Raw genomic sequence first — 25,409 nt, forward strand, 5'->3', positions numbered from 1 at the left:
AAAGGCGTCTGGGTACGTCTACTCGTGTGTCATGTGCCCGTAACCAGTCGTCCGCCAGCGGATCGAAAGTCAAAGCTTGGCAAGCGTCAACGGGCAGATGTTTTCACTTCTTGAACGCAAGACCGCCCATGAGCACGGAGTTCCGCTCAGATGAGCGGACATCCTGCACGTCTGATTTCGATCGATGAACGATCAAGGGGTGGCACCGAGTGCCACCCCTTGGAGAAGTGCAGTCGCCCAAGATCCGCTCATCTGAGCGCAACCCTTATCAAGGGTGGCAAGAATCACGCTGCCACAGAGGATCGGATTTCACCATGCGGACGCCTTCTGGGACAGAAAGCGGGACAGAAACCCCGACGTCACACGCCCATCGCCAGCAGCCGCTGCTCCACCCGCTCCGGCGCGTACAGGTACTCCACGACCAGCGCACCGGCTCCGACCAGCCCCGCTCGCTCCCCGAGCCGCGAGGTGACGACGTCCAGGTGCGCCGTGGAGCGGGGCAGCGCCCGCTGGTACAGCAGCTCCCGTACGCCGGTGAGGAATGCGGTTCCGGCCAAATCCCCCGCGATCATCAGAACTCCGGGGTTGAGCAGCGTGACGACGGTCGCCAGCACGTCCCCGACCCGCCGTCCCGCCTCCCGTGCGAGCCCGACCGCCTCCGGGTGCCCGGCCGCCAGCAGATCCCGCACATCCGAGCCGGACGCGGCCGGGACACCGGCCTCCGCCAGCTTCCGCGCCACGGCGCCGCCACTGGCCACGGCGGCCAGACAGCCGTACGACCCGCACCGGCACAGCGCTTCCGCGCCCACCCGGATGTGCCCGATGTCGCCTGCGCCGCCGTCGATGCCGCGGTAGATCGAGCCGTCGACCACGACCCCGGCTCCGATGCCGGTCGACACCTTGACCAGCACGAACGCCGAGCAGTCGGGGTGTCCGGTGCGCTGTTCGCCGTACGCCATGAGGTTCGCGTCGTTGTCCACCAGCACCGGCACGGGGCCCGCGCCCGTGTGCTCGGTGAAGGATCTGGCGAGGCGGCCTCTTATGTCGTAGCCGTCCCAGCCCGGCATCATCGGCGGCTGCACCACCCGCCCGCTCTCGCTGTCGACGGGCCCCGGCACCGCGAGTCCGATGCCGCAGACCGACTGCGCCCGCTGCCCGGCCTTCTCCAGCAACTCGGCGAACCAGCGGCCGAGTTCACCGAGTACGGCGTCCGGGCCGTCCTCGACGGCGAGCGTGCCGGAGTGCTCGGCGAGGATCTCGCCGGTCAGGGTGAGGACGGCGGCGCGGGCATGGCGGGTGTCGAGGTCGGCGGCGAGGACCACGGCGTGCTCGTCGTCGAACTCCAGGGTGATGGAGGGGCGGCCGCCGAGCGGGGAGTCGACGGGGCCGCCGGCGCCCTCGCGCAGCCAGCCCGCACGGAAGAGCCGGTCGAGGCGCTGGCCGACGGTGGCGCGGGACAGTCCGGTGGCCTGCTGGAGCGCGCCGCGCGTGGTCGCACGCCCGCTTCGCACCAGTTCGAGGAGATCTCCGGCGCTGGCCTGGCTCCGTCCGGTCATGCGCACCCCCTTGTGTTTCTCAAGCCTGCATTACATCCTGGGTTTTGCGTGTTAAATAGACGTAACTCTACGGTAGCCACGACCGAACCGGTCGACCGCACGTCTTTCGGGGAGCCCCGAGTGGATCGCACTGCCCAACTCACCAGCCGTGCCACACAGCACCCCATTGCATACGATCCGCCCGCAGATCCGGGTTCGCTGCACGTCAGGGCCGCCCGGGTGCTGGCCGACAACTGGACGGGAGCGTCCACGGTCCCCTCGCGCAGCCTGTATCCCCACCAGTGGTCCTGGGACTCGGCCTTCATCGCGATCGGCCTCAGACACCTGTCGCCGTTACGGGCCCAGACGGAGCTGGAGACGCTGCTGGCCGCCCAGTGGGAGGACGGGCGCATCCCGCACATCGTCTTCAACCCCTCCGTACCGCTCGACGCGTACTTCCCGAGCCCCGACTTCTGGCGCTCCTCGACCGCGGGGCGCGCTGCGGGCGCCCCGCGCACCGTACAGACCTCCGGCATCGTGCAGCCACCGGTGCACGCGCTGGCGGTCTGGCTGGTGCACTGCGCCGACCCGGGGCTGTCCCGTGCGCGCGGCTTCCTCACCCGGATGTATCCCCGGCTGGCGGCCTGGCACCGCTATCTGCTGCACCGGCGGGACCTGGGCGGCGGCGGCCTGGCGTCCGTCGTGCACCCCTGGGAACAGGGCATGGACAACAGCCCCTGCTGGGACGCCCCACTGGCCCGCATCACCCCCGCCCCGGCCCGCTCCTTCCGCCGCGCCGACCTCGACCACGGGGCTGCCGAGGACCGGCCGACGGATCTGGACTACGGGCGGTACGTACGGCTGGCGACGGACTACCGGGACCGCGGTTACGCAGACCGGGGCGCGGAGTTCGCGGTCGAGGACCCGTCCTTCAACGCCCTGCTCATCGCCTCCGAGCACGCCCTGGCCCGGATCGCGCACGAGCTGGGCGCGCCGGGCACGGCCCGCCACGCGCGCGCGGAGCGGCTGACGAGCGCACTGCTCGAGAGGCTCTGGGACCCGGCGGAGGGCATGTTCTTCTGCCGGGACGTGCGCGACGGGCGGCTGATCCGGGAGCGGAGCGTCTCGGGCCTCGTCCCGCTCCTCCTGCCCACGCTCCCGCGCGAGACCGCCGCCGCCCTCGTCCGCACGGCCTGCGGCCCGCACTTCGGCCTCGGCGGCGCGACCCGCCTGGCTCCCTCCTACGACCTCCTCGGCGAGGCCTTCGACCCGCACCGCTACTGGCGGGGCCCGGCCTGGTTCAACACGAGCTGGCTGCTGGAGCGCGGGCTGCGCACGCACGGCGAGCAGTCGCGTGCCGACGCGCTGCGGGAGGCCGTCCTGGACATCGCCGGCAGCTCCGGGTTCGCCGAGTACGTGGACCCGTTCACCGGCGAGGCGTGCGGCGCGAGGGGGTTCGGCTGGACCGCCGCGCTCGCGCTGGATCTGCTCCACGAGCGCCCCGGACACGGCGTGTCCGGCACGGGCATCGGCACGTTCGACACAAGTGACGTCAGCAGAGGCGACGTCGACAGCGGCGACTTCGGCAGAAGCGGCTGCGACGGAAGTGACTTCGCCAGGAGCGACGAGGAAGTCAGGGGAGGCGACCGGGCATGACGGACCGGCATCATCTGCTCGTGCACGGCGGGACGTTCGCCGCCGTCGGCGACGGAGGGGACATCAGCGGCGTACGGGGGTCGGGCTCCCCGGACGGGTTGTTCGTGCGCGATGCCCGGCATCTGAGCCGCTGGCAGCTGACGGTGGACGGCGCGGTGCCGGAGTCGCTCACGCCGGTCGCGGACGGCGACACCGCGCGCTGTGTCCTGGTCCCGCGCGGCGGCCGCCAGGAGCCGCCCGCGTACACGATCTTCCGCGAACAGGCCGTCGGTGAAAGCGCGTTCGTGGAGTCCCTGCGGGTGACCAGCAACCGCCCGGTGCCGACGACGATCCGCCTCGCGGTCACCGCGGACGCCGACTTCACCGACCAGTTCGAGCTGCGCTCGGACCACCGCACGTACACCAAGATCGGCGCCATCCGCTCCCGCCAGGTCCTCGACGACGGTGTGGAGTTCGGCTACCAGCGCGGTGAATGGCGTTCCTGTACGACGGTGACGGCCGAGCCCGCCCCGGACGGCGTCGAGGAGACGGGCACGGGCGCCCGGCGCCTGGTGTGGACGCTGGAACTCGAGCCGCACGGCACCGCGGAACTGGCGCTGCGGGTGGCCGCCCGTCCGCACGGGGCGGCGCAGGACCCCCGTATCCCCGACTCGCCCGCCGCCGCCAACGCACAACTCATCGCGCTGGAGGGCGAGTTCGCGGAGGGGGTGCCCTTCCCGACCGGCTGGCCCGAGCTGGCGGCGGCCTGCGCACGTGGTCTCGCGGACCTGGCCTCGTTGCAGGTCACCGCGACCGGCCCGGACGGCGAGGAGCTGCGCGTACCGGCCGCCGGCGCCCCCTGGTTCCTGACCCTGCTGGGCCGCGACGCCCTGCTCACCTCCCTGTTCGCCCTCCCCTACCGCCCGCAGCTCGCCGCCGCGACGCTGCCCGCCCTCGCCGCCACCCAGGCGACCGAGACCGGCGCGGACTCGGTGTCCCAGCCCGGCAAGATCGTGCACGAGGTACGGCACGGGGAGCTGGCGCACTTCGGACAGGTGCCGTACGGGCGTTACTACGGCTCCGTGGACGCCACCCCGCTGTTCCTCGTGCTGCTCGGTGCCTACGTCGAGCAGACCGGCGACCTGGCTCTCGCGCGCCGGCTGGAGCCCCACGCCCGTGCGGCGATCGGCTGGATGCTGGATCACGGCGGGCTCACCTCCCGCGGCTATCTCGTCTACCGCGCCGACCAGGGCGGCCTCGCCAACCAGAACTGGAAGGACTCCCCCGGCGCGATCTGCTCCGCCGACGGGACCCGGGCGAGCGGGGCCGTGATGGCGGCCGGGGCCCAGGGGTACGCCTACGACGCACTGCGCCGCACGGCGTGGGTCGCGCGCACGGTCTGGCAGGACGAGGTGTACGCGGCGCTGCTCGAGCAGGCGGCCGGTGATCTGCGGGACCGTTTCCAGCGGGACTTCTGGATGCCGGACCGGTCCTTCCCGGCGCTGGCTCTGGACGGCGAGGGCAACCAGGTGGACGCGCTCGCCTCGGACGCCGGGCATCTGCTGTGGTCGGGGCTGCTGGACAAGGAGTACGGCGAGCTGGTGGGCCGGCGGCTGCTGGAGCCGGACTTCTTCTCGGGGTGGGGTGTGCGGACGCTGGCCGCGGGCCAGGCGGCGTATCACCCGCTGTCGTACCACCGGGGTTCGGTGTGGCCGCACGACAACGCGCTGATCGCGCTGGGGCTCGCGCGGTACGGGCTGCACGACGAGGCCCGGGCGGTGGCGCACGGGCTGGTGGATGCGGCTACGGCAGCCGGGCATCGGCTGCCGGAGGTCATTGCGGGGTACGGGCGGGACACCCACGCCGAGCCGGTTCCTTATCCGCATGCCTGCGTGCGGGAGTCTCGGTCCGCGGCGGCGCCGTTGGCGCTGCTCACTGCCGTGGGGGGCGCGTAGGAGCTCGAGTGCGGGGGTTGTGTGGCGCGTGCGGGTGCGTGGGGGTTGATCGCGCAGTTCCCCGCGCCCCTGAAGACAAAGCCGTGACCGCACCGTTGACCAGGCGTTTGCCCGGTGTTTGCCTCCTCCCCTGAACAGGGGGAGGAGGCAGCCCGTACGGAATGGCGGCGGGCCAAGCGGGTCCTGGAAGTGATCCGTGTTGCCTCCCCAGCGTGGCCCGCCGCCTTTCCACGGGTCTCGCACGGAAGGACCTTCGGGTGCCTGTCTTCACGCGCGTTCGTCAGCAGCCGGATACGGCCGACACCATCACGGAGGACACGGCACCCAAGGTCGGTCTGCGCCCCCGCCTCGCCGGATGGCGCGACCGGCACCCCACGGCCGTCCGCAACACACGGTGGACGGTCACCGCCCTCGCCGCCCTCCTCGTCCTCGGTGCGCTGCTGCTGCCGAACCGTCTGACCACGCTGGAGGCCGGACGGTGGTTCACGCGGATACCCGTGGAGGCCATCATCGGGGCGGCCGTCGCGCTGGCGTTGCCGCGGCGGCCCAGACTGGTGGTGGCGGCGCTGTCGGGGGCGGCGCTCGGGGCGATGGTGGTCCTGAACCTGCTGGACATGGGGTTCGTGGAGTACCTGGGGCGGCCCTTCAACGTCGTACTGGACTGGGAACTGCTGCCCGACGCGCAGTCGTACATCGCGGACTCGATGGGCAAGGCGGTGGAGGTCGGGGCGACCATCGGGGTCTTCGTGCTCATCTTCGTGGTCCTCGGCGTGATGGCGCTGGCGATGGTGCGGCTCAGCAACCTGCTCGCGCTGCACAAACAGATCGCGACCCGCGGGACCTTGGCCGCCGCCGTCGTCTGGGTCACCTGCTCCGCCCTGGGGCTGCAGATCGCCGGGGTTCCGCTGGCGTCCGACCGTACGGCCGGGGCAGTCGCCGTCCAGGCGGTCCGGGTGCGGGACACGCTGCGGGACGAGGCCGAGTTCCAGAAGGTCGCCAAGGTCGACGAGTTCGGCAACACACCGCCCGGCCAGCTGGTGCCGGATCTGCGCGGCAAGGACATGATCTTCACCTTCATCGAGAGCTACGGCCGCAGCGCGATCGAGGACCCGGTCGAGGCGCCCGGCGTGGACAAGACGCTCGACGCACGCACCCAGGCGCTCGCGAAGGCGGGCTTCCACGCCAAGAGCGGCTGGCTGACGTCGGCGACCTACGGCGGCAGCAGCTGGCTCGGTCACTCCACCACCATGTCGGGCCTGTGGATCAGCAACCAGCAGCGCTACCGCACACTCATGGCGAGCGACCACATGAGTCTCACCGAGGCCTTCAGGAAGACGGGCGACTGGGACACGGTCGGCATCATGCCGGGAGTGCAGAAGAGCTGGCCCGAGTCGAAGTTCTACGGCTTGGACTCCTACCGCAACGCCTTCCAGATGGGCTACAAGGGCCCGAAGTTCAGCTGGTCGACGATGCCGGACCAGTACGCACTCCAGCAGTTCCAGAACCTGGAGCACGGCAAGAAGCGCAGCAAGCCCCTCATGTCGCTGGTCATCCTGACCTCCAGCCACCAGCCGTGGGCGCCGATCCCCAAGATGGTCCCCTGGGACGACCTCGGTGACGGCTCGGTCTTCAAGGCCGTCCAGAAGGCCGGCAACAAGCCGTCCGACATCATCGCCAGCTCACCCAGGTCCCAGGCGGAGTACGGCAAGTCGGTCCAGTACTCGGTGACCGCCCTCACGCAGTGGCTGGAGCGCTACGGCAACGACAACACCGTCCTGGTCTTCCTCGGCGACCACCAGCCCATCGCCCGCGTCAGCGGCAACCACGCCAGCCGTGACGTGCCGATCTCGATCGTCGCCAAGGACCCCAAGGTCCTCGACAAGATCGACAGCTGGGGCTGGTCGGACGGCCTGCGCCCGGCGCACGACGCCCCGGTCTGGAAGATGAGCGCGTTCCGCGACAGGTTCCTCACGGCGTACGGCTCGACCCCGCACCCGAAGAAGGACTGAGGGACCCCGGCGGTTCAGCCGCCGGAGGTGTCCAGCTCCGCGTCCTCGCCGATCCCCGCACAGTCGTACGGGTCCTTCAGCCAGCCGTCCGGCAGCACCACCCGGTTGTTTCCGGACGTGCGGCCGCGGGGGCCGTCGGCGCCGGCGGGCCAGGGCTGGTCGAGGTCCAACTCGTCCAGTCCGGCGCGGAGTTCGGCGAGGGAGGACGTGATCGCGAGACGCCCCCGCATCTCGCTGCCGACCGCGAAGCCCTTCAGATACCAGGCGACGTGCTTGCGGAAGTCGACGACGCCCTTGGACTCGTCGCCGATCCACTCGCCGAGGAGGGCGGCGTGGCGGACCATGATGTCGGCGACCTCGCGCAGGGCGGGGCGCACGATGGCCTCCGTACCGCCCTCGAAGGCGGCCACCAGGTCCGCGAACAGCCACGGCCGCCCCAGGCAGCCGCGTCCCACGACCACGCCGTCGCAGCCCGTCTCCCGCACCATCCGCAGCGCGTCCTGGGCCGACCAGATGTCACCGTTGCCCAGCACCGGAATCTCCGGCACGTGCTCCTTGAGCCGCGCGATGGCGTCCCAGTCCGCCGTGCCGCCGTAGTGCTGGGCGGCGGTGCGCCCGTGCAGGGCGATGGCCGTCACCCCCTCCTCCACGGCGATCCGGCCGGCGTCGAGGAAGGTGATGTGGTCGTCGTCGATGCCCTTGCGCATCTTCATGGTGACCGGCAGGTCGCCCGCGCCGGAGACCGCCTCGCGCAGGATGGCGCGCAGCAGATTGCGCTTGTAGGGCAGGGCCGAGCCGCCGCCCTTGCGTGTCACCTTGGGGACCGGGCAGCCGAAGTTCAGGTCGATGTGGTCGGCGAGGTCCTCCTCCGCGATCATGCGGACGGCCTTGCCGACCGTGGCCGGGTCGACGCCGTACAGCTGGATCGAGCGCGGCTTCTCCGTCGCGTCGAACTGGATCAGCTGCATGGTCTTCTCGTTGCGCTCGACCAGCGCCCGGGTCGTGATCATCTCGCTCACGAACAGACCCTTGCCGCCACTGAACTCTCTGCACAGGGTGCGGAAGGGTGCGTTGGTGATCCCGGCCATCGGGGCCAGGACGACGGGCGGCTCGACGGTGTGCGGGCCGATCTGCAGCGGGGACACGGGCGTGGGCATTGGCCCATTGTCGCGCATCGGCAGTGATCATGTAGCGGCCATTAGTTAGCTGCACTATTAGTTAGACACACTATCGATGCGAGCGTAAAGTGACACGCATGCCCGAGCTCAGCCACCGCCGACGCTTCCTGGTCCTCGCGATCTGCTGTATGAGCCTGCTGATCGTGAGCCTCGACGTCACCGCTCTGAACGTCGCCCTGCCGTCGATGCAGCGGGAGCTGCACGCGAGCACCGCCGGACTGCAGTGGACCATCGACGCATACACGCTGGTCCTGGCCTCGCTGTTGATGCTCTCCGGCTCCACGGCCGACCGCGTCGGCCGCAAGCGGGTCTTCATGGCGGGCCTGATCATCTTCACCGCGGGCTCGCTGCTGTGCTCCCTCGCCCCGAACCTCGACTCGCTCATCGCCTTCCGCATGATCCAGGCGGTGGGCGGTTCCATGCTCAACCCGGTCGCCATGTCGATCATCACCAACACCTTCACCGACCCGGCCGAGCGCGCCCGTGCGATCGGGGTCTGGGGAGGCGTGGTCGGCATCTCGATGGCCGCGGGTCCGCTGGCCGGCGGGCTGTTGGTGGAGTCGGTCGGCTGGCGCTCGATCTTCTGGGTCAACCTGCCGGTGGGTCTCGCGGCCCTGCTGCTGACGCTGCGCTACGTTCCCGAGTCCCGCGCGCCCAAGGCCCGCCGCCCCGACCCGGTCGGCCAGCTCCTGGTGATCGCCCTGTTCGGCTCCCTGACGTACGCGATCATCGAGGCCCCGAACTCGGGCGCGGACTACGTGCTGCCCTTCGTCGCGGTCGCGCTGGCCGCACTGGCGGGGCTGCTCTGGTACGAGCCCCGTCGCGACGAACCACTGATCGATCTGCGGTTCTTCCGGTCGGTGCCGTTCAGCGGGGCGACGGTGATCGCGATCAGCGCGTTCGCCGCACTCGGCGGGTTCCTGTTCCTGTCGACGCTGTATCTGCAGAACGTGCGCGGGTACGACGCCCTGCACGCGGGGCTGTGGATGCTGCCGATGGCGGTGCCGACGTTCCTGTGCGCGCCGTTGTCCGGGCGGCTGGTGGGGAGCAGGGGGCCGCGGCTGTCGCTCCTCGTGGCCGGCGCGGCAATCACGGCGAGTGGGGTGCTGTTCGCCGGGTTCGAGGCCGAGACGTCGAACGTGACGCTGTTCGTCGCCTACCTGCTGTTCGGTATCGGGTTCGGGTTCGTGAACGCGCCGATCACCAATACCGCGGTGTCGGGGATGCCTCGCGCCCAGGCGGGGGTGGCCGCCGCCGTCGCGTCCACCAGCCGGCAGCTCGGGCAGACGCTCGGGGTCGCCGTGGTGGGGGCGGTGCTGGCCTCCGGTGTGGGGGCCTCGTCGTACAAGGACGTGTTCGTGTCGGCCTCCGTGCCGGGGTGGTGGATTCTCACGGGGTGTGGGGCTGCGGTGCTTGGGCTTGGCGCGCTGAGCAGTGGGCGGTGGGCTCGGCGGAGTGCTGAGCGGGCTGCGGCGCAGCTTGACTCTGCGGAGGTGCGCCAGGCCGCGGGGGTCAGTGCGTAGTTCGGCGGGTGCGGGTCGGTGGGGGCTGGTCGCGCCCACGCGGCGGAGCCGCACATCGACACAGCCCCGCGCCCCCAAAGGCCGCTGCACCTACGCCGGTTGAGATGTGCCCTTCTTGAGGGCCAGCTCGTGCAGCCTCTCCAGCCGTGCCCTCGACTCCTCGTCCGCCGGGACGTACGTGACCATCCGGGAGCCCAGTTCCGGGCCCAGCCACAGTTCGGACTGGTCCACGACCACTCGGCCCACCAGGCGGTTGAGGAACTCCTTGCGTCTGCTGTGGGCGGCGACGACCTCGTGGCGCTCCCAGGCCTCGCAGAACTCCGGGTATTCGCGCAGGCGCTTGAGGAGCATCTTCCAGGCGGGTTCGGTGAGATGGCCGGCCATGGCGGCGCGGAGGCGGGCGGCCATCAGGCGGCGGGTGTCCTCCAGGTGCACGATCGAGTCGCGCCAGTCGTCGTTCGTGTACGACAGCAGGATGCAGTTGCGGTCCTCGGGCGGTACCGCCTCCAGGTCGCACAGCAGCAGGCCGAGGGTGCGGTTGTGGGCGAGGATGTCGTACCGGCTGTTCTGGATGCTGGCGGGGTACGGCTCCAGCTGCTCCAGCATGGCCCGCAGGGCGGGTGTCACCGACGGACACATCAGGGCCGGTGTCGGGTCCACCGCGCCGGACAGCTGGAACAGGTGGGCGCGCTCGGTGGCATCGAGCATCAGGGTGCGGGCGAGGGCGTCGAGGACCTGGACGGAGACCTGGATGTCACGGCCCTGTTCGAGCCAGGTGTACCAGGTGACGCCGACCGCGGAGAGCTGGGCGACCTCCTCGCGGCGCAGACCGGGCGTGCGGCGCCGGCGGCCGCGCGGGAGTCCCACCTCCTCGGGGGTGATGCGCTCGCGGCGGCTGCGCAGGAAAGCCGCCAGCTCATGGCGCCGCACCTCGGCGCCCGTGCCGCGCGACGGTGCGGGCGCCGTCTCCTGGTTCGTCACGTGAGCCATCGTCGCCATGCCTCCAGCCTGCCGCCCTGCCGACACTGTTTCCAGGTGGTTCTTGTACCAGGATAAAAAGACTCTGGTACCAGCTTGGGAGAGAGCGCACGCTCAAGAGCGTGACCGAAACCATCGCTACACGCACCGTCCGATCGCCGGCCGCCCCACCCTCGCTCGGCGGCCTCGGACTCTTCACCGTGCTGCTGGCAGCGGCACTTCCTCTCATCGACTTCTTCATCGTCAATGTCGCCCTGCCGACCATCGGCAGGGATCTGCACGCGAGTGAGGCCGTCCTCGAACTCGTCGTCGCGGGATACGGGCTCGCCTACGCCGTCCTGCTCGTCCTCGGCGGACGGCTGGGCGATCTGTTCGGGCGGCGGCGGCTCTTCCTCGGCGGAGTGGCGGCCTTCGGTCTGACCTCGCTGGCCTGCGGGCTCGCCCCCAACGCCTGGGCCCTGGTCGCGGCGCGGGTCGCTCAGGGCGCGGCGTCGGCCGCGATGCTGCCGCAGGTCCTCGCCACCATCCAGGCGGCGACCTCGGGACAGCGGCGGGCGAAGGCCATGGGCCTGTACGGCGCCACGGCCGGGCTGTCCATGGTGGCCGGGCAGATCCTCGGCGGGATCCTGGTGGCGGCCGACATCGCCGGCACCGGCTGGCGCTCGGTCTTCCTGGTGAACGTGCCCGTGGTGATCGCGGGCCTGGTCCTCGCCGCCCGTGCCGTCCCCGAGACCCGCTCCCAGCACCCGGAGCCGGTCGACGGCCCCGGCACCGTCCTGCTCACCGCCTCCCTCCTCGCGCTGCTGGCCCCGCTCACCGAGGGCCGTTCGGCGGGCTGGCCGCTGTGGACGTGGCTGTCGCTGACGGCGTTCCCCTTCCTCGCGGCGGCGTTCTACGCGGTGGAGCGCCGGGCGGACCGGCGGGGCCGTACGCCGCTGGTCCCGCCCAGCCTGTTCGCTCTCACCTCGCTCCGCCGCGGACTGGTGATGATCGTGCCGTTCGGCATCGGCTTCAGCGGCTTCATGTTCGTCGTCGCGGTGGCGTTGCAGCGGGGCGCGGGACTCGGTCCGGTCCCGGCGGGGCTGGCGCTCGCGCCGATGGCCGTCGTCTTCTTCTTCGTCTCGCTCGCCGGGCCGCGGCTGGTCGCCCGGTACGGCACCCGGGTGGTGACCGTCGGCGCGCTGCTCCAGGGGGCGGGCGTGGGACTGATGGCGCTGGCCGCCTGGCGGGCCTGGCCGGACCTCGGCTTCGTCGAACTGCTCCCCGGAGCGGCTCTCGCGGGCGCCGGTCAGGCGCTCCAACTGCCCATCATCTTCCGGGTCGTGCTGTCCGAGGTGGAGCCCGCGAGGGCCGGTGTCGGCAGCGGAGTGATGATGACGACCCAGCAGTCGTCCCTGGCCCTCGGGGTGGCGGCCCTCGGCACCCTCTTCCTCTCTCTGGTCCCGGGTCTTGGCATGCGGGACGCCCTGGTCACCACGCTCCTCACCCAGTTGGGCTGTGTCGCCCTGACCGGCCTGCTCAGCCTGCGCCTGCCGCGCACGATCGGCTGACAACTGCTGACAACTGCGCGCGATCCTGTGTGGAATCGGCCACGGCTTGGTCAACTCGCCGTGCGAAAGTCCCTGTTGATGTTGGTCTTGCTGCACACTCCTGTGCCGGAGGCGAGACATCATGCTGGAGATCAACACGAGCAAGGTGAGCCGCTGGGACCAGCACGGGCGCGAGCATGTCGTCCGGGTGGAGCGCAAGGGCGCGCAGCGCGTGATCAGATGTGACACGTGCGGCTGGCGCAAGGGTGCGCAGTTCCTGCCCTGGCTGAAGGCGGAGGAGCATCTCGCCCGGGAGCACCAGGCGACGGTGGATCCGGCGGGGGCGTCGGAGGCGTAGGGCCGCCGGGAGCGGGCGGGCCGATGACTTTCCGCCGTGCCGGGAGTCGTACTCAGGACGACCGCCCCGACCGGAAGGCCGACCGATGAGCACCCTGCACGACACCCTGCAACGGCACGTCGACGACGGATCCGTGCCCGGCGCCGTCGCCCTGGTGGCGCGCGGCGACGACGTCGAGGTGGTGACCGTGGGCTCGGTGGACACCGAAGGCACCGCCCCCATGGCCCGGGACTCGATCTTCCGTATCGCCTCGATCACCAAGCCGATCACGGCGGCAGCGGTGCTGATGCTGGTGGAGGACGGGCTGCTCGGCCTTGACTCACCGGTGGAGGAGTGGCTGCCGGAACTGGCGAAGCCGCTCGTGGTCCGCACCCCGGACGCCCCCGTGGACGACGTGGTCCCGGCGGCCCGCCCGATCACCGTCGAGGACCTGCTCAGCTCCCGCACCGGCTGGGGCTTCCCCGCCGACTTCTCGCTCCCCGCGGTGCAGTCCCTGTTCACGGTCCAGAAGGACGGCCGGCACCTCCAGGACTGGCCGGACCACGACACCTGGCTGCGCCTCCTCGCCCAGGTGCCGATGCTGCACCAGCCGGGCGAGGCCTGGCTCTACGGCACCTCGTCCGATCTGCAGGGCATCCTGATCGCCCGGGCCTCGGGCCGTACGCTCCCCGAATTCCTCGCGGAACGGATCTTCGAACCGCTGGGCATGCAGGACACGGCGTTCGAGGTCCCGTCGTCGAAACGGCACCGCTTCACCTCGTCCTACGCCCCGACCGAGGACGACACCCTCCACCTGGCGGACACCCCGGACGGCGACTGGAGCCGCCTCCCACGCTTCCACTCCGGCGGTGGGGGCCTCGTCTCCACGGCCGACGACTGGCTCGCCTTCGCCCGCATGCTGCTGGACTCCGGCGGAGGTCTCCTCTCCCCCACCTCGGTCAGCCGTATGACCACCAACCACCTCACGGCCGCACAGCGGGACGCCGTCCCCCTCTTCCTGGAGGGCCAGGGCTGGGGCTACGGCGGCCAGGTCGACGTCACCCCGGCAGACCTCTGGAACGTCCCCGGCCGCTACGGCTGGGTCGGCGGCACCGGCACGACGGCCCACATCATCCCGCCGACGGGAACGGTCACGATCCTGCTGACCCAGGCGTCAATGACAAACCCGACGCCCACCCCGGTGATGCGGGACTTCTGGGCCTGCGTGGCGGGAAGCTGACGCGCCCCGTAGGGGCGCGGGGCTGTATCGAATGTGCGGCTTCCGCCGCGTGGGCGCGACCAGCCACGACGGACCCGCGGCCGATGAACAGCCCGTCAAAGGCCCCGGCGGCGCTCAGCGCCGCAAGCCCCGCACCAACAGATCCACCACCGCCTCGAACTCCCCCTCCACCCCCGGCCGTTCCCACTCCTTGGCATAACCGGGGTCATGGAAGCGGCCGGTGGCCTGGAACAGGGCGCGCGCGGCGGTCACCGGGTCCGCGACAGCGAAAACCCCCGCTTCGACGCCCGCCCGCACGATCGCGGTCAGCTGGCCGGTCAGCTCGGCGATATGCCCACTGACCACCTCCCCCGCCTCACCGGCCAGCACCGAGTACGTGGCGAACAGCTCCGGGTCCCCGCCCGCCTTGTGGCGCTTGGCCGCGAAGAGCGCCGCGAGCCACTCCCGCACCCGGGCCTCCGGGTCCCGCTCCGCGTCCGCGGCGATACCGGCCAGTTCCTGGGTCGCACGGTCCAGCCACCGCTTGGTCACCGCCTCCCGCAGCGCCGCCTTCGTACGGAAGTGGCGGTAGACGCTGCCGTGGCTGACGCCGAGCGCGCGGGCCACGTCGACCACGGTGGCCTTCGCCGGGCCGTGGCGGCGCAGCACCTCCTCGGTCGCCTCGAGGATGCGCTCGGCGGTCAGGGTCTCGGTGGTCGCAGGCATGCCTAGACGGTACCCGGCACCGTGATCAGCGCTCGCTGTCGAGCATGGCCATCTGGGCGGGGGCATACCGCTCGCCGGCCGCCGCGTCGGCCGGTACGGCGGCCTCGATGGCGGCGAGGTCGGCCGCGTCCAGGGTGACGTCCAGGGCGCCCAGCGCCTCGCCGAGCCGCTCGCGGGTCTTGGCGCCGATCAGCGGCACGATGTCCTCACCGCGGGAGAGCACCCAGGCGATGGCGATCTGCGCGACGGACACGCCCTTCTGTTCGGCGACCTTGCGCAGGGACTCGACCAGCGTGAGGTTGTGCTGGAGGTTGTCGCCCTGGAAGCGGGGCGAGTGGGCGCGGAAGTCGTTCGCCGCGTACCCCTGGCCGGGCGTGACATGGCCGGAGATCAGCCCGCGGGAGAGCACGCCGTACGCGGTGACCGCGATGCCCAGTTCCCGCAGGGTGGGCAGGATCTCCCGCTCGGGGCCGCGGGAGATGAGCGCGTACTCGATCTGGAGGTCGGCGATCGGGGCGGTGGCTGCGGCCCGGCGGATGGTGTCCGCGCCGACCTCGCTGAGGCCGATGTGGCGGACATATCCCTGCTCGACCAGTTCCGCGATCGCGCCGACGGTCTCCTCGATCGGCACGTTCGGGTCGAGCCGGGCGGGGCGGTAGACGTCGATGTGGTCCACGCCGAGGCGCTGGAGGGAGTAGGCGGCGAAGGTCTTCACGGCGGCCGGGCGTCCGTCGAAGCCGTACCAGTCGCCGTCCGGGCCTCGCTGGGCGCCGAACTTCACGCTGAGCAGCGCGTTCTCCCGCAGGGCGGGCGGGGCGGTGCGCAGGGCCTCGCTGATCAGCAGTTCGTTGTGGCCCATGCCGTAGAAGTCGCCGGTGTCGAGCAGGGTCACGCCGGCTTCCAGGGCCGCGTGGATGGTGGCGATGGACTCGGCGCGGTCCGCCTCGCCGTACATGCCGGACATGCCCATGCAGCCGAGGCCGAGGGCGGAGACCTGGGGGCCGGTGGTTCCGAGGTTTCGGGTTCGCATCGTCATGCATCCCACCCTGACATGACAGCTGACAGATTTCAATATCTGTCATTCCAACTTTGCCACCGGCCATCCTCCAAGTTGGTCCAGACCTATTGACGAGAGGTCTGGACCAGAGCACTGTCATGCCTACGACACCTCACCGATCCCCCACCGGGAGGCCCGATGCTCCGCCGCAGCCTGGCCCTGCTCGCCACCGCGCTCGCGACCGCGGCCGCCACCCAGCTCCCCGCCGCGCCCACCGCCTCGGCCGCCGACACCTGCGCGGTCAGGTCGAGGCCCGCCGGAAAGGTCCTCCAGGGCTACTGGGAGAACTGGGACGGCTCCGCCAACGGGGTCCACCCGCCCTTCGGCTGGACCCCGATCACCGACTCCCGCATCCCCGCGCACGGCTACAACGTGATCAACGCCGCCTTCCCGGTGATCCGTTCGGACGGAACGGCCCTCTGGGAGGACGGCATGGACTCGGGTGTGAAGGTGGCGACGCCCACGGAGATGTGCGCGGCGAAGGCGTCCGGCCGGACGATCCTGCTGTCGATCGGCGGAGCGGCGGCGGGCATCGACCTCAGCTCGACCGCGGTGGCCGACAAGTTCGTCTCGACGATCGTCCCGATCCTGAAGAAGTACAACTTCGACGGCATCGACATAGACATCGAGACGGGCCTGGTCGGCAGCGGCAGCATCTCCCAACTCTCCGCCTCGCAGGCCAACCTGATCCGCATCATCGACGGGATCCTGTCCCGGATGCCGTCGAACTTCGGCCTCACCATGGCGCCGGAGACGGCCTACGTCACCGGCGGCAGCATCACCTACGGCTCGATCTGGGGCGCCTACCTGCCGATCATCAAGAAGTACGCCGACAACGGCCGCCTGTGGTGGCTGAACATGCAGTACTACAACGGCAGCATGTACGGCTGCTCGGGCGACTCCTACCAGGCCGGCACGGTGGCGGGTTTCGTCGCCCAGACCGACTGCCTCAACAAGGGGCTGGTCGTGCAGGGTACGACGATCAAGGTGCCGTACGACAAACAGGTCCCCGGCCTCCCCGCCCAGCCGGGCGCCGGCGGTGGCTACATGTCACCGTCCCTCGTCTCCCAGGCCTGGAAGCACTACGGCACCGCCCTCAAGGGCCTGATGACCTGGTCGATCAACTGGGACGGCTCGAAGAACTGGACCTTCGGCGACAACGTGAGGACGCTGCAGGGCCGTTGAGCCCAGGCGCCCCCGCCGAGCGACTACCGCGCAGTCAGCGCCAACTTGGCCCCCAGCGCCACGAACGACCCCGCGAACCCCCGCCGCAGCCAAGCCATCACCCGCGGCCGCGAGGTGACGCGGCTGCGGACCGACGCGGCGAGGATCCCGTACGCGGAAAAGACGACGAAGGTCGCCAGCATGAACACGCCGCTCAGCCAGAGCATCCGCGGCAGCGCATGCGGCGCACCCGGGTCCACGAACTGCGGCAGGAACGCGAAGAAGAAGATCGTCAGCTTGGGGTTGAGGATGTTGATCAGCACGCCCCGCACGATCACGCGTCCCGCCGAGCCGGGGGCGGCCTTCTCGTCCACGGCGATCGCCTCCTTGTCCCGCACCGTCGCCCACGCCATGTGGAGGAGGTAGGCGACACCGGCGTACTTGAGGACCTGGAAGGCCGCCGCGCTCGCGTTGAGGAGCGCGGCGAGCCCGGTGACGGAGGCCAGCACGTGCGGCACGATCCCGAGCGTGCAGGCGAAGGCCGCGACGACACTCGCGCGACGGCCGTGCGACAGCCCGGCGGCCAGGGTGTAGACGACGCCGGTGCCGGGCGTGGCGACGACGACAAGGGTGGTGAGGAGAAAGGCGAGACTCATGGCGCCAGCCTGGTAACGCCGAGGCCCCCGATACAGGACCAATGCGAGACCTGTATCGGGGGCCACTACGGGAGCTTTTCAGCCCGTCCGGCGTTTGAGGACGAGGCCCCTCAAGGGCCGGAAGCGGGGGTCTGGGGGGCGGCAGCCCCCCAGGAACCTAGGCGCCGACGAGCCGCCCGGCCAGGTACCCCTCGATCTGGTCGAGAGACACCCGCTCCTGCTTCATGGAGTCACGCTCACGCACCGTCACCGCGTTGTCGTCCAGCGTGTCGAAGTCGACCGTCACGCAGTACGGCGTACCGATCTCGTCCTGGCGGCGGTAGCGGCGGCCGATGGCACCGGCGTCGTCGAACTCGATGTTCCAGTTCTGGCGCAGCGCCTGGGCGAGACCCTTGGCCTTCGGGGACAGCTCGGGGTTGCGGGACAGCGGGAGCACCGCGACCTTCACGGGCGCGAGGCGGTGGTCCAGGCGCAGCACCGTGCGCTTCTCCATCTTGCCCTTGGCGTTGGGCGCCTCGTCCTCGACATAGGCGTCGAGCAGGAACGCCAGCATGGTGCGGCCGACACCGGCGGCGGGCTCGATGACGTACGGGGTGTAGCGCTCGCCGGCCTCCTGGTCGAAGAAGTGGAGGTCCTGGCCGGAGGCCTTGGAGTGCGCGGTGAGGTCGTAGTCGGTGCGGTTGGCGACGCCCTCGAGCTCGCCCCACTCGCTGCCGCCGAACTGGAAGCGGTACTCGATGTCGGCGGTGCGCTTGGAGTAGTGGGAGAGCTTCTCCTGCGGGTGCTCGTACCACCGCATGTTCTCTTCACGCAGACCCAGGCCGGTGTACCAGTTCCACCGCTCCTGCATCCAGTACTCCTGCCACTTCTCGTCCTCGCCCGGCTTGACGAAGAACTCCATCTCCATCTGCTCGAACTCGCGGGTGCGGAAGATGAAGTTGCCGGGCGTGATCTCGTTGCGGAAGGACTTGCCCATCTGCGCGATGCCGAACGGCGGCTTCTTGCGCGCGGCGGTCTGCGTCAGGGCGAAGTTGGTGAAGATGCCCTGGGCGGTCTCCGGGCGCAGGTACGCGACGGAACCGGAGTCCTGGGTCGGGCCGAGGTGCGTGGAGAGGAGACCCGAGAACTGCTTGGGCTCGGTGAACTGGCCCTTGGTGCCGCAGTTGGGGCAGTTGATGTCGGCGAGGCCGTTCTCGGGGAGGCGGCCCTTCTTCTCCTCGTACGCCTCCTCCAGGTGGTCCGCGCGGTAGCGCTTGTGGCAGGAGGTGCACTCGGTCAGCGGGTCCGAGAAGGTGGCGACGTGACCGGAGGCCACCCAGACCTCGGGAGCCAGGATCACGGACGAGTCGATACCGACGACCTCCTCGCGCGACGTCACCATGTAACGCCACCACTGGCGCTTGATGTTCTCCTTGAGCTCGACACCCAGGTGTCCGTAGTCCCAGGCGGCGCGCTGGCCGCCGTAGATCTCACTACAGGGGAAAACGAAGCCACGGCGCTTGCTCAGGCTGACGATGGTGTCGATCTTGTCGGCGGCCACGGTGCTCTCTTCATTACGACGACGGGCGAGGAAGCGAGACGCTTCAGAGCGAATGCTTCAGGGTACCGGCGGGGGCCTCCCCTCAATCAAATCGGTGTCCCCTCGGATGTTTGTTGACAACGGTTTCCATCTTTGTTGAAAATGACTGTCATGAACGTACGACGACGCCTCATATCCACCGCGGCCACGGCCGCGGTCGCCGCCCTCGGCCTGACGACCCTCTCCGCCTGCTCCAGTGAGAGCGCCGCCGCGGGCAACACGGACAAGTTCGACGTCGTCGCGTCGTTCTACCCGCTGGAGTTCCTCGCCGAGCAGATCGGCGGGAACCATGTGCACGTCACCAACCTGACCCAGCCCGGGCAGGAGCCGCACGACCTGGAGATCAGCGCCCGGCAGACCGCGCAGCTCCAGGAGTCCGACGCGGTGCTCTACCTGAAGAACCTCCAGCCCGCCGTCGACGACGCGGTGGCCCAGTCCGAGGTCAAGACGAAGATCGACGCCGCCTCCCTCACCTCGCTGGAGAAGCACGGCAACGAGGTCGGCGGCCACGCGGCCTCCCACGACAGCTCCAAGAACGAGGAGCTGGCCGGTCTCGACCCCCACATCTGGCTCGACCCGGTGAGGTACGCCCAGGTCGCCGAGGGCGTCGGCGCCGCCTTCGAGAAGGCGGACCCGGCCCATGCGGCCGACTACAAGAAGAACACCGCGGCCCTGGTCAAGAAGCTCGACGCGCTCAACACCCGGTTCAAGGACGGCCTTTCGGGGACCAGGTCCAAGGTCTTCATCACCACGCACGCCGCCTTCGGCTACCTCGCCGAGCGCTACGGCCTGACCGAGGAGGCCATCAACGGCCTCGACCCCGAGTCCGAGCCGAGCGCCGCCCGCGTGAAGGACCTTGAGAAGATGGCGAAGGCCGACGGCGTCACGACGGTGTTCTACGAGACGCTCGTCAGCGACAAGACCGCGAAGACCGTCGCCGCCGACGCCGGACTGAAGACGGACGTCCTCGACCCGATCGAGGGCATCACGTCGAAGTCCCGCGGCAAGGACTACTTCTCGGTCCAGGAGGCCAACCTCAAGGCGCTGCAGACGGCCCTGGGATCCAAATGACGTTTACGGAGGACGACATGGGCGTGGGCGCAGCAGGTGAACCCGGCACGGAGCCCGTCATAGCGATGCGCGGGGTCCGCGCCGACCTCGGCTCGCGCCCCGTCCTGCGCGGGATCGACCTCACCGTGGCACGCGGTGAGGTCGTCGCGCTGCTCGGCGCCAACGGCTCCGGCAAGTCGACCGCGATCCGCACGATCATCGGCCAGGTGCCGGTGAGCGCCGGCGGGATCGAGCTGTTCGGCACGGAGCGCAGGCGGTTCCGGGACTGGGCGCGGGTGGGGTACGTGCCGCAGCGCACGACCGCCGCGGGCGGTGTCCCCGCCACCGTCACCGAGATCGTGTCGTCGGGCCGGCTCTCCCGCGCCCGCTTCGGCGTGCTGCGCAAGGCGGACCACGCGGCCGTACGCCGGGCCCTGGAGCTCGTCGGCATGGCGGACAGGGCGAAGGACTCGGTGAACGCCCTCTCCGGCGGTCAGCACCAGCGCGTGCTGATCGCCCGCGCGCTCGCCGCCGAACCCGAACTGCTGATCATGGACGAGCCGATGGCGGGCGTCGACCTGGCCAGCCAGGAGGTACTCGCACGGACCCTGCGGGAGCAGGTCGCGGCCGGTACGACGGTCCTGCTCGTCCTGCACGAACTGGGGCCGCTGGAGCCCCTCATCGACCGCGCGGTGGTGCTCCGCGACGGCTGCGTCCTGCACGACGGCCCGCCCCCGCGAGCCGTCGGCCAGCACGCGCTGCCGGGTCACGACCACGTACACCCCCACGAGCACACGCCCGTGCGCACCGGCCTGCTGAGCTGATGGATCGGTAATGGACTTTCTCGACTTCGCCTTCATGCAGCGGGCCCTGCTCGCCGCCGTCCTCGTCGGCATCACCGCCCCGGCGATCGGCATCTACCTCGTGCAGCGCCGCCAGGCCCTGATGGGCGACGGCATCGGCCATGTGGCGATGACCGGCGTCGGCCTCGGCTTCCTGCTCTCCGCGTCCCCGGTCTGGATGGCGACCCTCACCTCCGTGCTCGGCGCGGTCCTGATGGAGCTGATCCGCTGGTACGGCCGCACCCGCGGCGACATCGCCCTCGCGATGCTCTTCTACGGCGGTATGGCCGGCGGCGTGATGTTCATCAACCTCGCGCCGGGCGGCTCCAACGCCAACCTGACCTCGTACCTCTTCGGCTCGCTGTCGACCGTGTCGGAGTCGGACGTGACGGCGATCTGCCTGCTCGCGGGCTTCGTGGTGCTGGTCACCCTCGGTCTGCGCCGGCAGCTCTTCGCGGTCAGCCAGGACGAGGAGTTCGCGCGGGTGACGGGCCTTCCGGTGCGCGCCCTGAACCTCCTCACCGCCGTCACGGCTGCGGTGACGGTGACGGTCGCGATGCGCGTGGTGGGCCTGCTGCTGGTGAGCGCCCTCATGGTGGTGCCCGTGGCGGCGGCACAGCAGTTGAGCCGCAGCTTTGCCGCGACCTTCGCGATCGCGGTGGCGATCGGGGTGTCCGTGACCATCGGCGGCACGATCACGTCGTACTACCAGGACGTGCCGCCGGGCGCGACGATCGTGCTGCTGACCATCGCGGCCTTCATGGCGCTGACGGCGCTGGCGGCCCCGCTGGCCCGCCGCCGCGCCCGTGCCGCAGCGGCCGCCCAGCCCGTCGGCGACCCCGCGGAGTGTGCAATTCCGGCCGCGCGCGCCCCCGAGGGGAAGGTCGGCGTCTGACTGCGCACAGGCCGGGCTGGCACAATGGCCCGGCAAGCGCAGACGTAGGAGGCGCGAGGAGCCGAAGGGGCGCGCCGGTGTCGAGGGCGCGAGCGCGCGGAGGCCCGAAGGGTTGAGCACGGTCGCGGTCTGGACACCGGCACAAGGCGCCCCGCAGGCGATCGAGCCGAAAAGAGGAGGAACCGGTGACGACCGCTGGACCGCCCGTGAAGGGCCGCGCCACCCGGCAGCGTGCCGCTGTGGCGGCGGCGCTCGACGAGGTCGACGAGTTCCGCAGCGCGCAGGAGCTCCACGACATGCTCAAGCACAAGGGCGACTCGGTCGGCCTGACCACCGTCTACCGCACCCTCCAGTCCCTCGCCGACGCCGGCGAGGTCGACGTCCTGCGCACCTCCGACGGCGAGTCCGTCTACCGCCGCTGCTCCACCGGTGAACACCACCACCACCTCGTGTGCCGCGTCTGCGGCAAGGCGGTCGAGGTGGAGGGGCCCGCGGTGGAGAAGTGGGCGGAGGCGATCGCGGCCGAGCACGGCTACGTGAACGTGGCGCACACGGTGGAGATCTTCGGCACCTGTGCGGAGTGCGCCGCGGGGTGAGCGGGTGCGCGGTGCGGGTGGTCCGGGTGGCCGCCCCTGGGGGCTGCCGCCCCCAGACCCCCGCTTTCGGCCTGAACGGCCTCGTCCTCAAACGCCGGACGGGCTGAAGAACCAAACCCAGGCCGGGCTGAAAGACCGAGCCCAGTCCGGGCCGAAGACCGAACTACTCCGGGCCGCCCTGCATGTCCCGTTCCATGGCGAGCAGTTGCTCGTTCGGGACTGCGCCGCCGAAGCGGCGGTCGCGGGAGGCGAACTCGACGCAGGCCCGCCACAGGTCGCGGCGGTCGAAGTCCGGCCACAGCACGTCCTGGAAGACCATCTCCGCGTAGGCGCTCTGCCAGAGCAGGTAGTTCGAGGTGCGCTGCTCGCCGCTCGGCCGCAGGAACAGGTCCACGTCCGGCATGTCCGGGTAGTAGAGGTACTTGGCGAGGGTCTTCTCGGTGACCTTGGAGGGGTCGAGGCGCCCCGCCTTCACGTCCTCCGCAAGGGCCTGCGCGGCGTCCGCGATCTCGGCCCGCCCGCCGTAGTTCATGCAGAAGTACAGCGTGAGCCTGTCGTTGTCCTTGGTCTGCTCCTGCGCGACCTGGAGCTCCTTGGCGACCGACTTCCACAGCTTGGGCATACGGCCCACCCAGCGCACCCGGATGCCGAGTTCGTCGAGCTGGTCGCGGGTCTTGCGGATGAAGTCGCGGTTGAAGTTCATGAGGAAGCGGACCTCTTCGGGTGAGCGCTTCCAGTTCTCGGTGGAGAAGGCGTAGAGGGAGATGTTGCCGACGCCCATCTCGACGGCGCCCTGCAACACGTCCAGGACGCGCTCGGCGCCCACCTTGTGGCCCTCGGTGCGCGGCAGCCCGCGCTCCTTCGCCCAGCGCCCGTTCCCGTCCATGACGATCGCCACATGGTTCGGGACCAGCTCGCCCGGCAGCTTCGGCGCGCGGGCGCCGGACGGGTGCGGCTCCGGTGCCCTGTACTCGCGGCGCTGGCGTCCCAGGATCCCGCGTACGACCATGTGCTTCTCGTCTCCTCTTCGGCTTGCTCGTATGTGCGCGGGCCTATTTCTCCACGTACCGCAGAGAGCGCAGCCCGCGCTCCAGATGCCAGTGCAGATACGCGGACACCAGCCCGCTCCCCTCCCTGACATACCGCGGCTCGCATGCGTCCGCGGTCTCCCAGTCTCCCGTAAGCAGTGCGCCCAGCAGTTCCAGGGTCTGCGGTGAGGGTACGACGCTGCCGGCCACCCGGCAGTCGACGCAGACGGCTCCGCCGGAGGCCACCGAGAAGAACCGGTTCGGCCCGGGCATTCCGCACTTCGCGCAGTCGCTGAAGGTGGGGGCGTAGCCGTTGACGGCGAGGGAGCGCAGGAGGAAGGCGTCGAGGACGAGGTGCGGGGCGTGCTCGCCGCGGGCGAGGGTGCGCAGGGCGCCCACGAGCAGCAGGTACTGCTGCACCGCCGGCTCGCCCTCGTGGTCGGTGAACCGCTCGGCGGTCTCCAGCATGGCGGTCCCCGCGGTGTAGCGGGCGTAGTCGGCGACGATCCCACCGCCGTACGGCGCGATGGTCTCGCTCTGCGTGCACAGGGGGAGGCCGCGACCCACCAGCTCACTCCCGCGCGCGAAGAACTGCACGTCGACGTGGGAGAAGGGTTCGAGACGGGCACCGAACTTGGACTTGGTACGCCGCACCCCACGCGCCACGGCCCGCACACGGCCGTGCCCACGGGTGAGCAAGGTGATGATCCGGTCGGCTTCACCCAGCTTCTGGGTGCGCAGCACGATGCCGTCGTCCCGGAACAGACTCATCGCGCACCGCCACGGGTCTTCGGCCGGGGGTGCGGGGGGCGTCCCCCGCGGTGATGCAGCATGATCCGGTCGGCTTCACCCAGCTTCTGGGTACGCAGCACGATGCCGTCGTCCCGGAACAGACTCATCGCCGGCCCCCATGGGGTTCCGGTCGGCCTTCGTCGCGGAACTGACTCATGAGGTCCATTCTCGCGTACCGCCGGGCTCAGCGGGGACGGTCGGGGTGGCTGATGGTGTCCCAGGGGGCCAGGTTCCAGGGGCTGGCCCGGTTCGCCGGGTCCAGGAGGGCGCGCAGGTGTGTGTCCGCGGCGGACTGCGGGGCGGGGAAGGCCGCGTCCCGCGTGCCGCGGAGCCCCTCGCGCCACACGGTCCGTCCCAGCAGGTAGTGGTCGGCGTACTCCTGCCAGGAGGCGTACGTCCCCACGACCGCCGGCACGATGTTCTTCAGGGCGGTCCAGGCCTCGGCCTCGGTGATCATCCCGCACCCGAAGCCGAGCCGGGCGATGTCGGCGTACAGGGCGGCGTCCCAGGCGAGCGGCGAGACGCCGAGGAGCTGCCTGGCCCGGGCGCGGTAGCCGGTGCGCGACAACCCGTCCAGGCGGTCCGTCAGCTCGGCGCGCGAGGTGATCTCCCACTGCTCGGCCAGCCAGCTGCGGGCGCTGTCGTCATCGATCCGCGTGAACGGGTACAGGGTGGTCCGCGAGGCGCTGCGGTCCCGGCTGACCGGCGCGCTCAGCGACACCATCCACAGCTGGTGCGCCGTGAGCGGGTCGGGGTAGCGCCGCGCGGCCCGCGGCCTGCGCCATCTCCAGATGCTCGGCAGACTCATGCGCCCGCACCTTACTCAAGGCACTTCACCCCGGCTGCGGGCGTTGGCGTACGCGGTCGCCGCGCTCAGCCGCTCCGCCTGGGTGGCCCCGCGCACGGCGGCGGGATCGGCGTCCCACTCCCTGCCGCCCCCGTACGGTCTCAGTTGGACGTACGGCCCTTCGTGCCCCATGACGATTCCCACCTTTCCGGTTCGCGTGTCCACGACATGAGTGCCGACGGGCGGTTTCATTTCCTCTCCTTAACGACCGTAACGAACACGACTCATAATTGCGGGCACCGTGTTCGTTGCGCCTACAGCGTGCTCCCCTTTCCTTTT

At 70.5% G+C, this 25,409-nt stretch carries 23 protein-coding genes; 12 read left to right on the forward strand and 11 right to left on the reverse strand.

The window, feature by feature from the left end; genetic code table 11:
• Positions 1-359: 359 nt before the first annotated feature.
• Positions 360-1,556, reverse strand: a complete 1,197-nt coding sequence (locus ABT254_RS18260) for an ROK family transcriptional regulator (RefSeq protein WP_351470642.1) — start codon at positions 1,554-1,556, stop codon at positions 360-362.
• Between the two features lie 120 nt (positions 1,557-1,676).
• Here ABT254_RS18260 and ABT254_RS18265 point away from each other — a divergent pair, with 120 nt between their 5' ends.
• From ABT254_RS18265 to ABT254_RS18275, 3 genes are all read left to right on the forward strand, one after another.
• Positions 1,677-3,191, forward strand: coding sequence for an amylo-alpha-1,6-glucosidase (locus ABT254_RS18265; protein WP_351470645.1), 1,515 nt, complete (start codon positions 1,677-1,679; stop codon positions 3,189-3,191).
• Positions 3,188-5,125, forward strand: a complete 1,938-nt coding sequence (locus tag ABT254_RS18270; RefSeq protein WP_351470648.1) for an amylo-alpha-1,6-glucosidase — start codon at positions 3,188-3,190, stop codon at positions 5,123-5,125. Before ABT254_RS18265 ends, ABT254_RS18270 begins: the two co-directional genes overlap by 4 nt.
• A 257-nt stretch (positions 5,126-5,382) precedes the next feature.
• Complete coding sequence (locus tag ABT254_RS18275) at positions 5,383-7,134, forward strand: LTA synthase family protein (RefSeq protein ID WP_351470651.1); 1,752 nt, start codon at positions 5,383-5,385, stop codon at positions 7,132-7,134.
• 14 nt (positions 7,135-7,148) lie between these two features.
• Here the strand turns inward: ABT254_RS18275 and dusB are convergent, their stop codons facing one another.
• Positions 7,149-8,291: a tRNA dihydrouridine synthase DusB gene (gene dusB / locus ABT254_RS18280; RefSeq protein ID WP_351470654.1), complete on the reverse strand. Its 1,143-nt coding sequence runs from the start codon at positions 8,289-8,291 to the stop codon at positions 7,149-7,151.
• A gap of 98 nt (positions 8,292-8,389) precedes the next feature.
• On the opposite strand from dusB, the gene ABT254_RS18285 reads away from it, so the two are divergent.
• Entirely contained in the window at positions 8,390-9,835 is a 1,446-nt protein-coding gene (locus tag ABT254_RS18285) for an MFS transporter (RefSeq protein ID WP_351470657.1), read from the forward strand.
• 90 nt (positions 9,836-9,925) lie between these two features.
• On the opposite strand, the gene ABT254_RS18290 is transcribed toward ABT254_RS18285, so the two are convergent.
• Positions 9,926-10,834 carry a helix-turn-helix transcriptional regulator gene (locus tag ABT254_RS18290; protein WP_450751180.1) on the reverse strand — a complete coding sequence of 303 codons (909 nt, stop codon included), beginning with the start codon at positions 10,832-10,834 and terminating at the stop codon, positions 9,926-9,928.
• A gap of 101 nt (positions 10,835-10,935) precedes the next feature.
• Here ABT254_RS18290 and ABT254_RS18295 point away from each other — a divergent pair, with 101 nt between their 5' ends.
• The 3 genes from ABT254_RS18295 (at position 10,936) to ABT254_RS18305 (ending at position 13,919) form a co-directional block, all read left to right on the forward strand.
• Positions 10,936-12,363, forward strand: coding sequence for an MFS transporter (locus tag ABT254_RS18295; RefSeq protein ID WP_351470660.1), 1,428 nt, complete (start codon positions 10,936-10,938; stop codon positions 12,361-12,363).
• A 121-nt stretch (positions 12,364-12,484) separates the two neighbouring features.
• Entirely contained in the window at positions 12,485-12,700 is a 216-nt protein-coding gene (locus ABT254_RS18300; protein WP_351470663.1) for a hypothetical protein, read from the forward strand.
• Positions 12,701-12,785: 85 nt separating this feature from the next.
• Positions 12,786-13,919, forward strand: coding sequence for a serine hydrolase domain-containing protein (locus ABT254_RS18305; RefSeq protein ID WP_351470666.1), 1,134 nt, complete (start codon positions 12,786-12,788; stop codon positions 13,917-13,919).
• Between the two features lie 114 nt (positions 13,920-14,033).
• On the opposite strand, the gene ABT254_RS18310 is transcribed toward ABT254_RS18305, so the two are convergent.
• Both ABT254_RS18310 and ABT254_RS18315 read right to left on the reverse strand, forming a co-directional pair.
• Positions 14,034-14,624 carry a TetR/AcrR family transcriptional regulator gene (locus tag ABT254_RS18310; RefSeq protein WP_351470669.1) on the reverse strand — a complete coding sequence of 197 codons (591 nt, stop codon included), beginning with the start codon at positions 14,622-14,624 and terminating at the stop codon, positions 14,034-14,036.
• Between the two features lie 25 nt (positions 14,625-14,649).
• Positions 14,650-15,660 carry an aldo/keto reductase gene (locus ABT254_RS18315; protein WP_351470672.1) on the reverse strand — a complete coding sequence of 337 codons (1,011 nt, stop codon included), beginning with the start codon at positions 15,658-15,660 and terminating at the stop codon, positions 14,650-14,652.
• Between the two features lie 159 nt (positions 15,661-15,819).
• Here ABT254_RS18315 and ABT254_RS18320 point away from each other — a divergent pair, with 159 nt between their 5' ends.
• Complete coding sequence (locus ABT254_RS18320; protein WP_351470674.1) at positions 15,820-16,866, forward strand: chitinase; 1,047 nt, start codon at positions 15,820-15,822, stop codon at positions 16,864-16,866.
• Between the two features lie 23 nt (positions 16,867-16,889).
• Here ABT254_RS18320 and ABT254_RS18325 read toward each other — a convergent pair whose 3' ends face one another.
• Both ABT254_RS18325 and ABT254_RS18330 read right to left on the reverse strand, forming a co-directional pair.
• On the reverse strand, positions 16,890-17,501 hold the full coding sequence (locus ABT254_RS18325; protein ID WP_351470677.1) for a LysE family translocator: 612 nt from the start codon (positions 17,499-17,501) through the stop codon (positions 16,890-16,892).
• Positions 17,502-17,658: 157 nt separating this feature from the next.
• Complete coding sequence (locus ABT254_RS18330; RefSeq protein WP_115908288.1) at positions 17,659-19,041, reverse strand: glycine--tRNA ligase; 1,383 nt, start codon at positions 19,039-19,041, stop codon at positions 17,659-17,661.
• A gap of 150 nt (positions 19,042-19,191) precedes the next feature.
• On the opposite strand from ABT254_RS18330, the gene ABT254_RS18335 reads away from it, so the two are divergent.
• The 4 genes from ABT254_RS18335 to ABT254_RS18350 all read left to right on the forward strand — a co-directional run bounded on the left by ABT254_RS18335 (position 19,192) and on the right by ABT254_RS18350 (position 22,463).
• Entirely contained in the window at positions 19,192-20,151 is a 960-nt protein-coding gene (locus ABT254_RS18335; RefSeq protein WP_351470680.1) for a metal ABC transporter substrate-binding protein, read from the forward strand.
• Entirely contained in the window at positions 20,148-20,954 is an 807-nt protein-coding gene (locus tag ABT254_RS18340; protein ID WP_351470683.1) for a metal ABC transporter ATP-binding protein, read from the forward strand. The genes ABT254_RS18335 and ABT254_RS18340 overlap by 4 nt, the downstream gene beginning before the upstream one ends.
• Before the next feature lie 10 nt (positions 20,955-20,964).
• Entirely contained in the window at positions 20,965-21,867 is a 903-nt protein-coding gene (locus ABT254_RS18345; protein ID WP_351470686.1) for a metal ABC transporter permease, read from the forward strand.
• Positions 21,868-22,052: 185 nt separating this feature from the next.
• On the forward strand, positions 22,053-22,463 hold the full coding sequence (locus ABT254_RS18350; RefSeq protein WP_351470689.1) for a Fur family transcriptional regulator: 411 nt from the start codon (positions 22,053-22,055) through the stop codon (positions 22,461-22,463).
• A gap of 163 nt (positions 22,464-22,626) precedes the next feature.
• On the opposite strand, the gene ABT254_RS18355 is transcribed toward ABT254_RS18350, so the two are convergent.
• From ABT254_RS18355 to ABT254_RS18370, 4 genes are all read right to left on the reverse strand, one after another.
• Positions 22,627-23,472 carry an isoprenyl transferase gene (locus tag ABT254_RS18355; protein WP_351470692.1) on the reverse strand — a complete coding sequence of 282 codons (846 nt, stop codon included), beginning with the start codon at positions 23,470-23,472 and terminating at the stop codon, positions 22,627-22,629.
• A 43-nt stretch (positions 23,473-23,515) separates the two neighbouring features.
• Complete coding sequence (gene recO, locus ABT254_RS18360) at positions 23,516-24,262, reverse strand: DNA repair protein RecO (protein WP_351470694.1); 747 nt, start codon at positions 24,260-24,262, stop codon at positions 23,516-23,518.
• A gap of 205 nt (positions 24,263-24,467) precedes the next feature.
• The gene (locus ABT254_RS18365; RefSeq protein WP_351470697.1) at positions 24,468-25,091 is read right to left on the reverse strand and encodes a DUF1266 domain-containing protein; all 624 of its coding nucleotides are present in this window, start codon (positions 25,089-25,091) and stop codon (positions 24,468-24,470) included.
• Between the two features lie 15 nt (positions 25,092-25,106).
• Positions 25,107-25,322 (reverse strand): hypothetical protein, encoded by a 216-nt coding sequence (locus ABT254_RS18370; RefSeq protein WP_030933991.1) that lies wholly within the window; start codon positions 25,320-25,322, stop codon positions 25,107-25,109.
• Positions 25,323-25,409: the final 87 nt, after the last annotated feature.

The organism is Streptomyces sp. NPDC001137 (assembly GCF_040298885.1).
Taxonomy (GTDB): domain Bacteria; phylum Actinomycetota; class Actinomycetes; order Streptomycetales; family Streptomycetaceae; genus Streptomyces.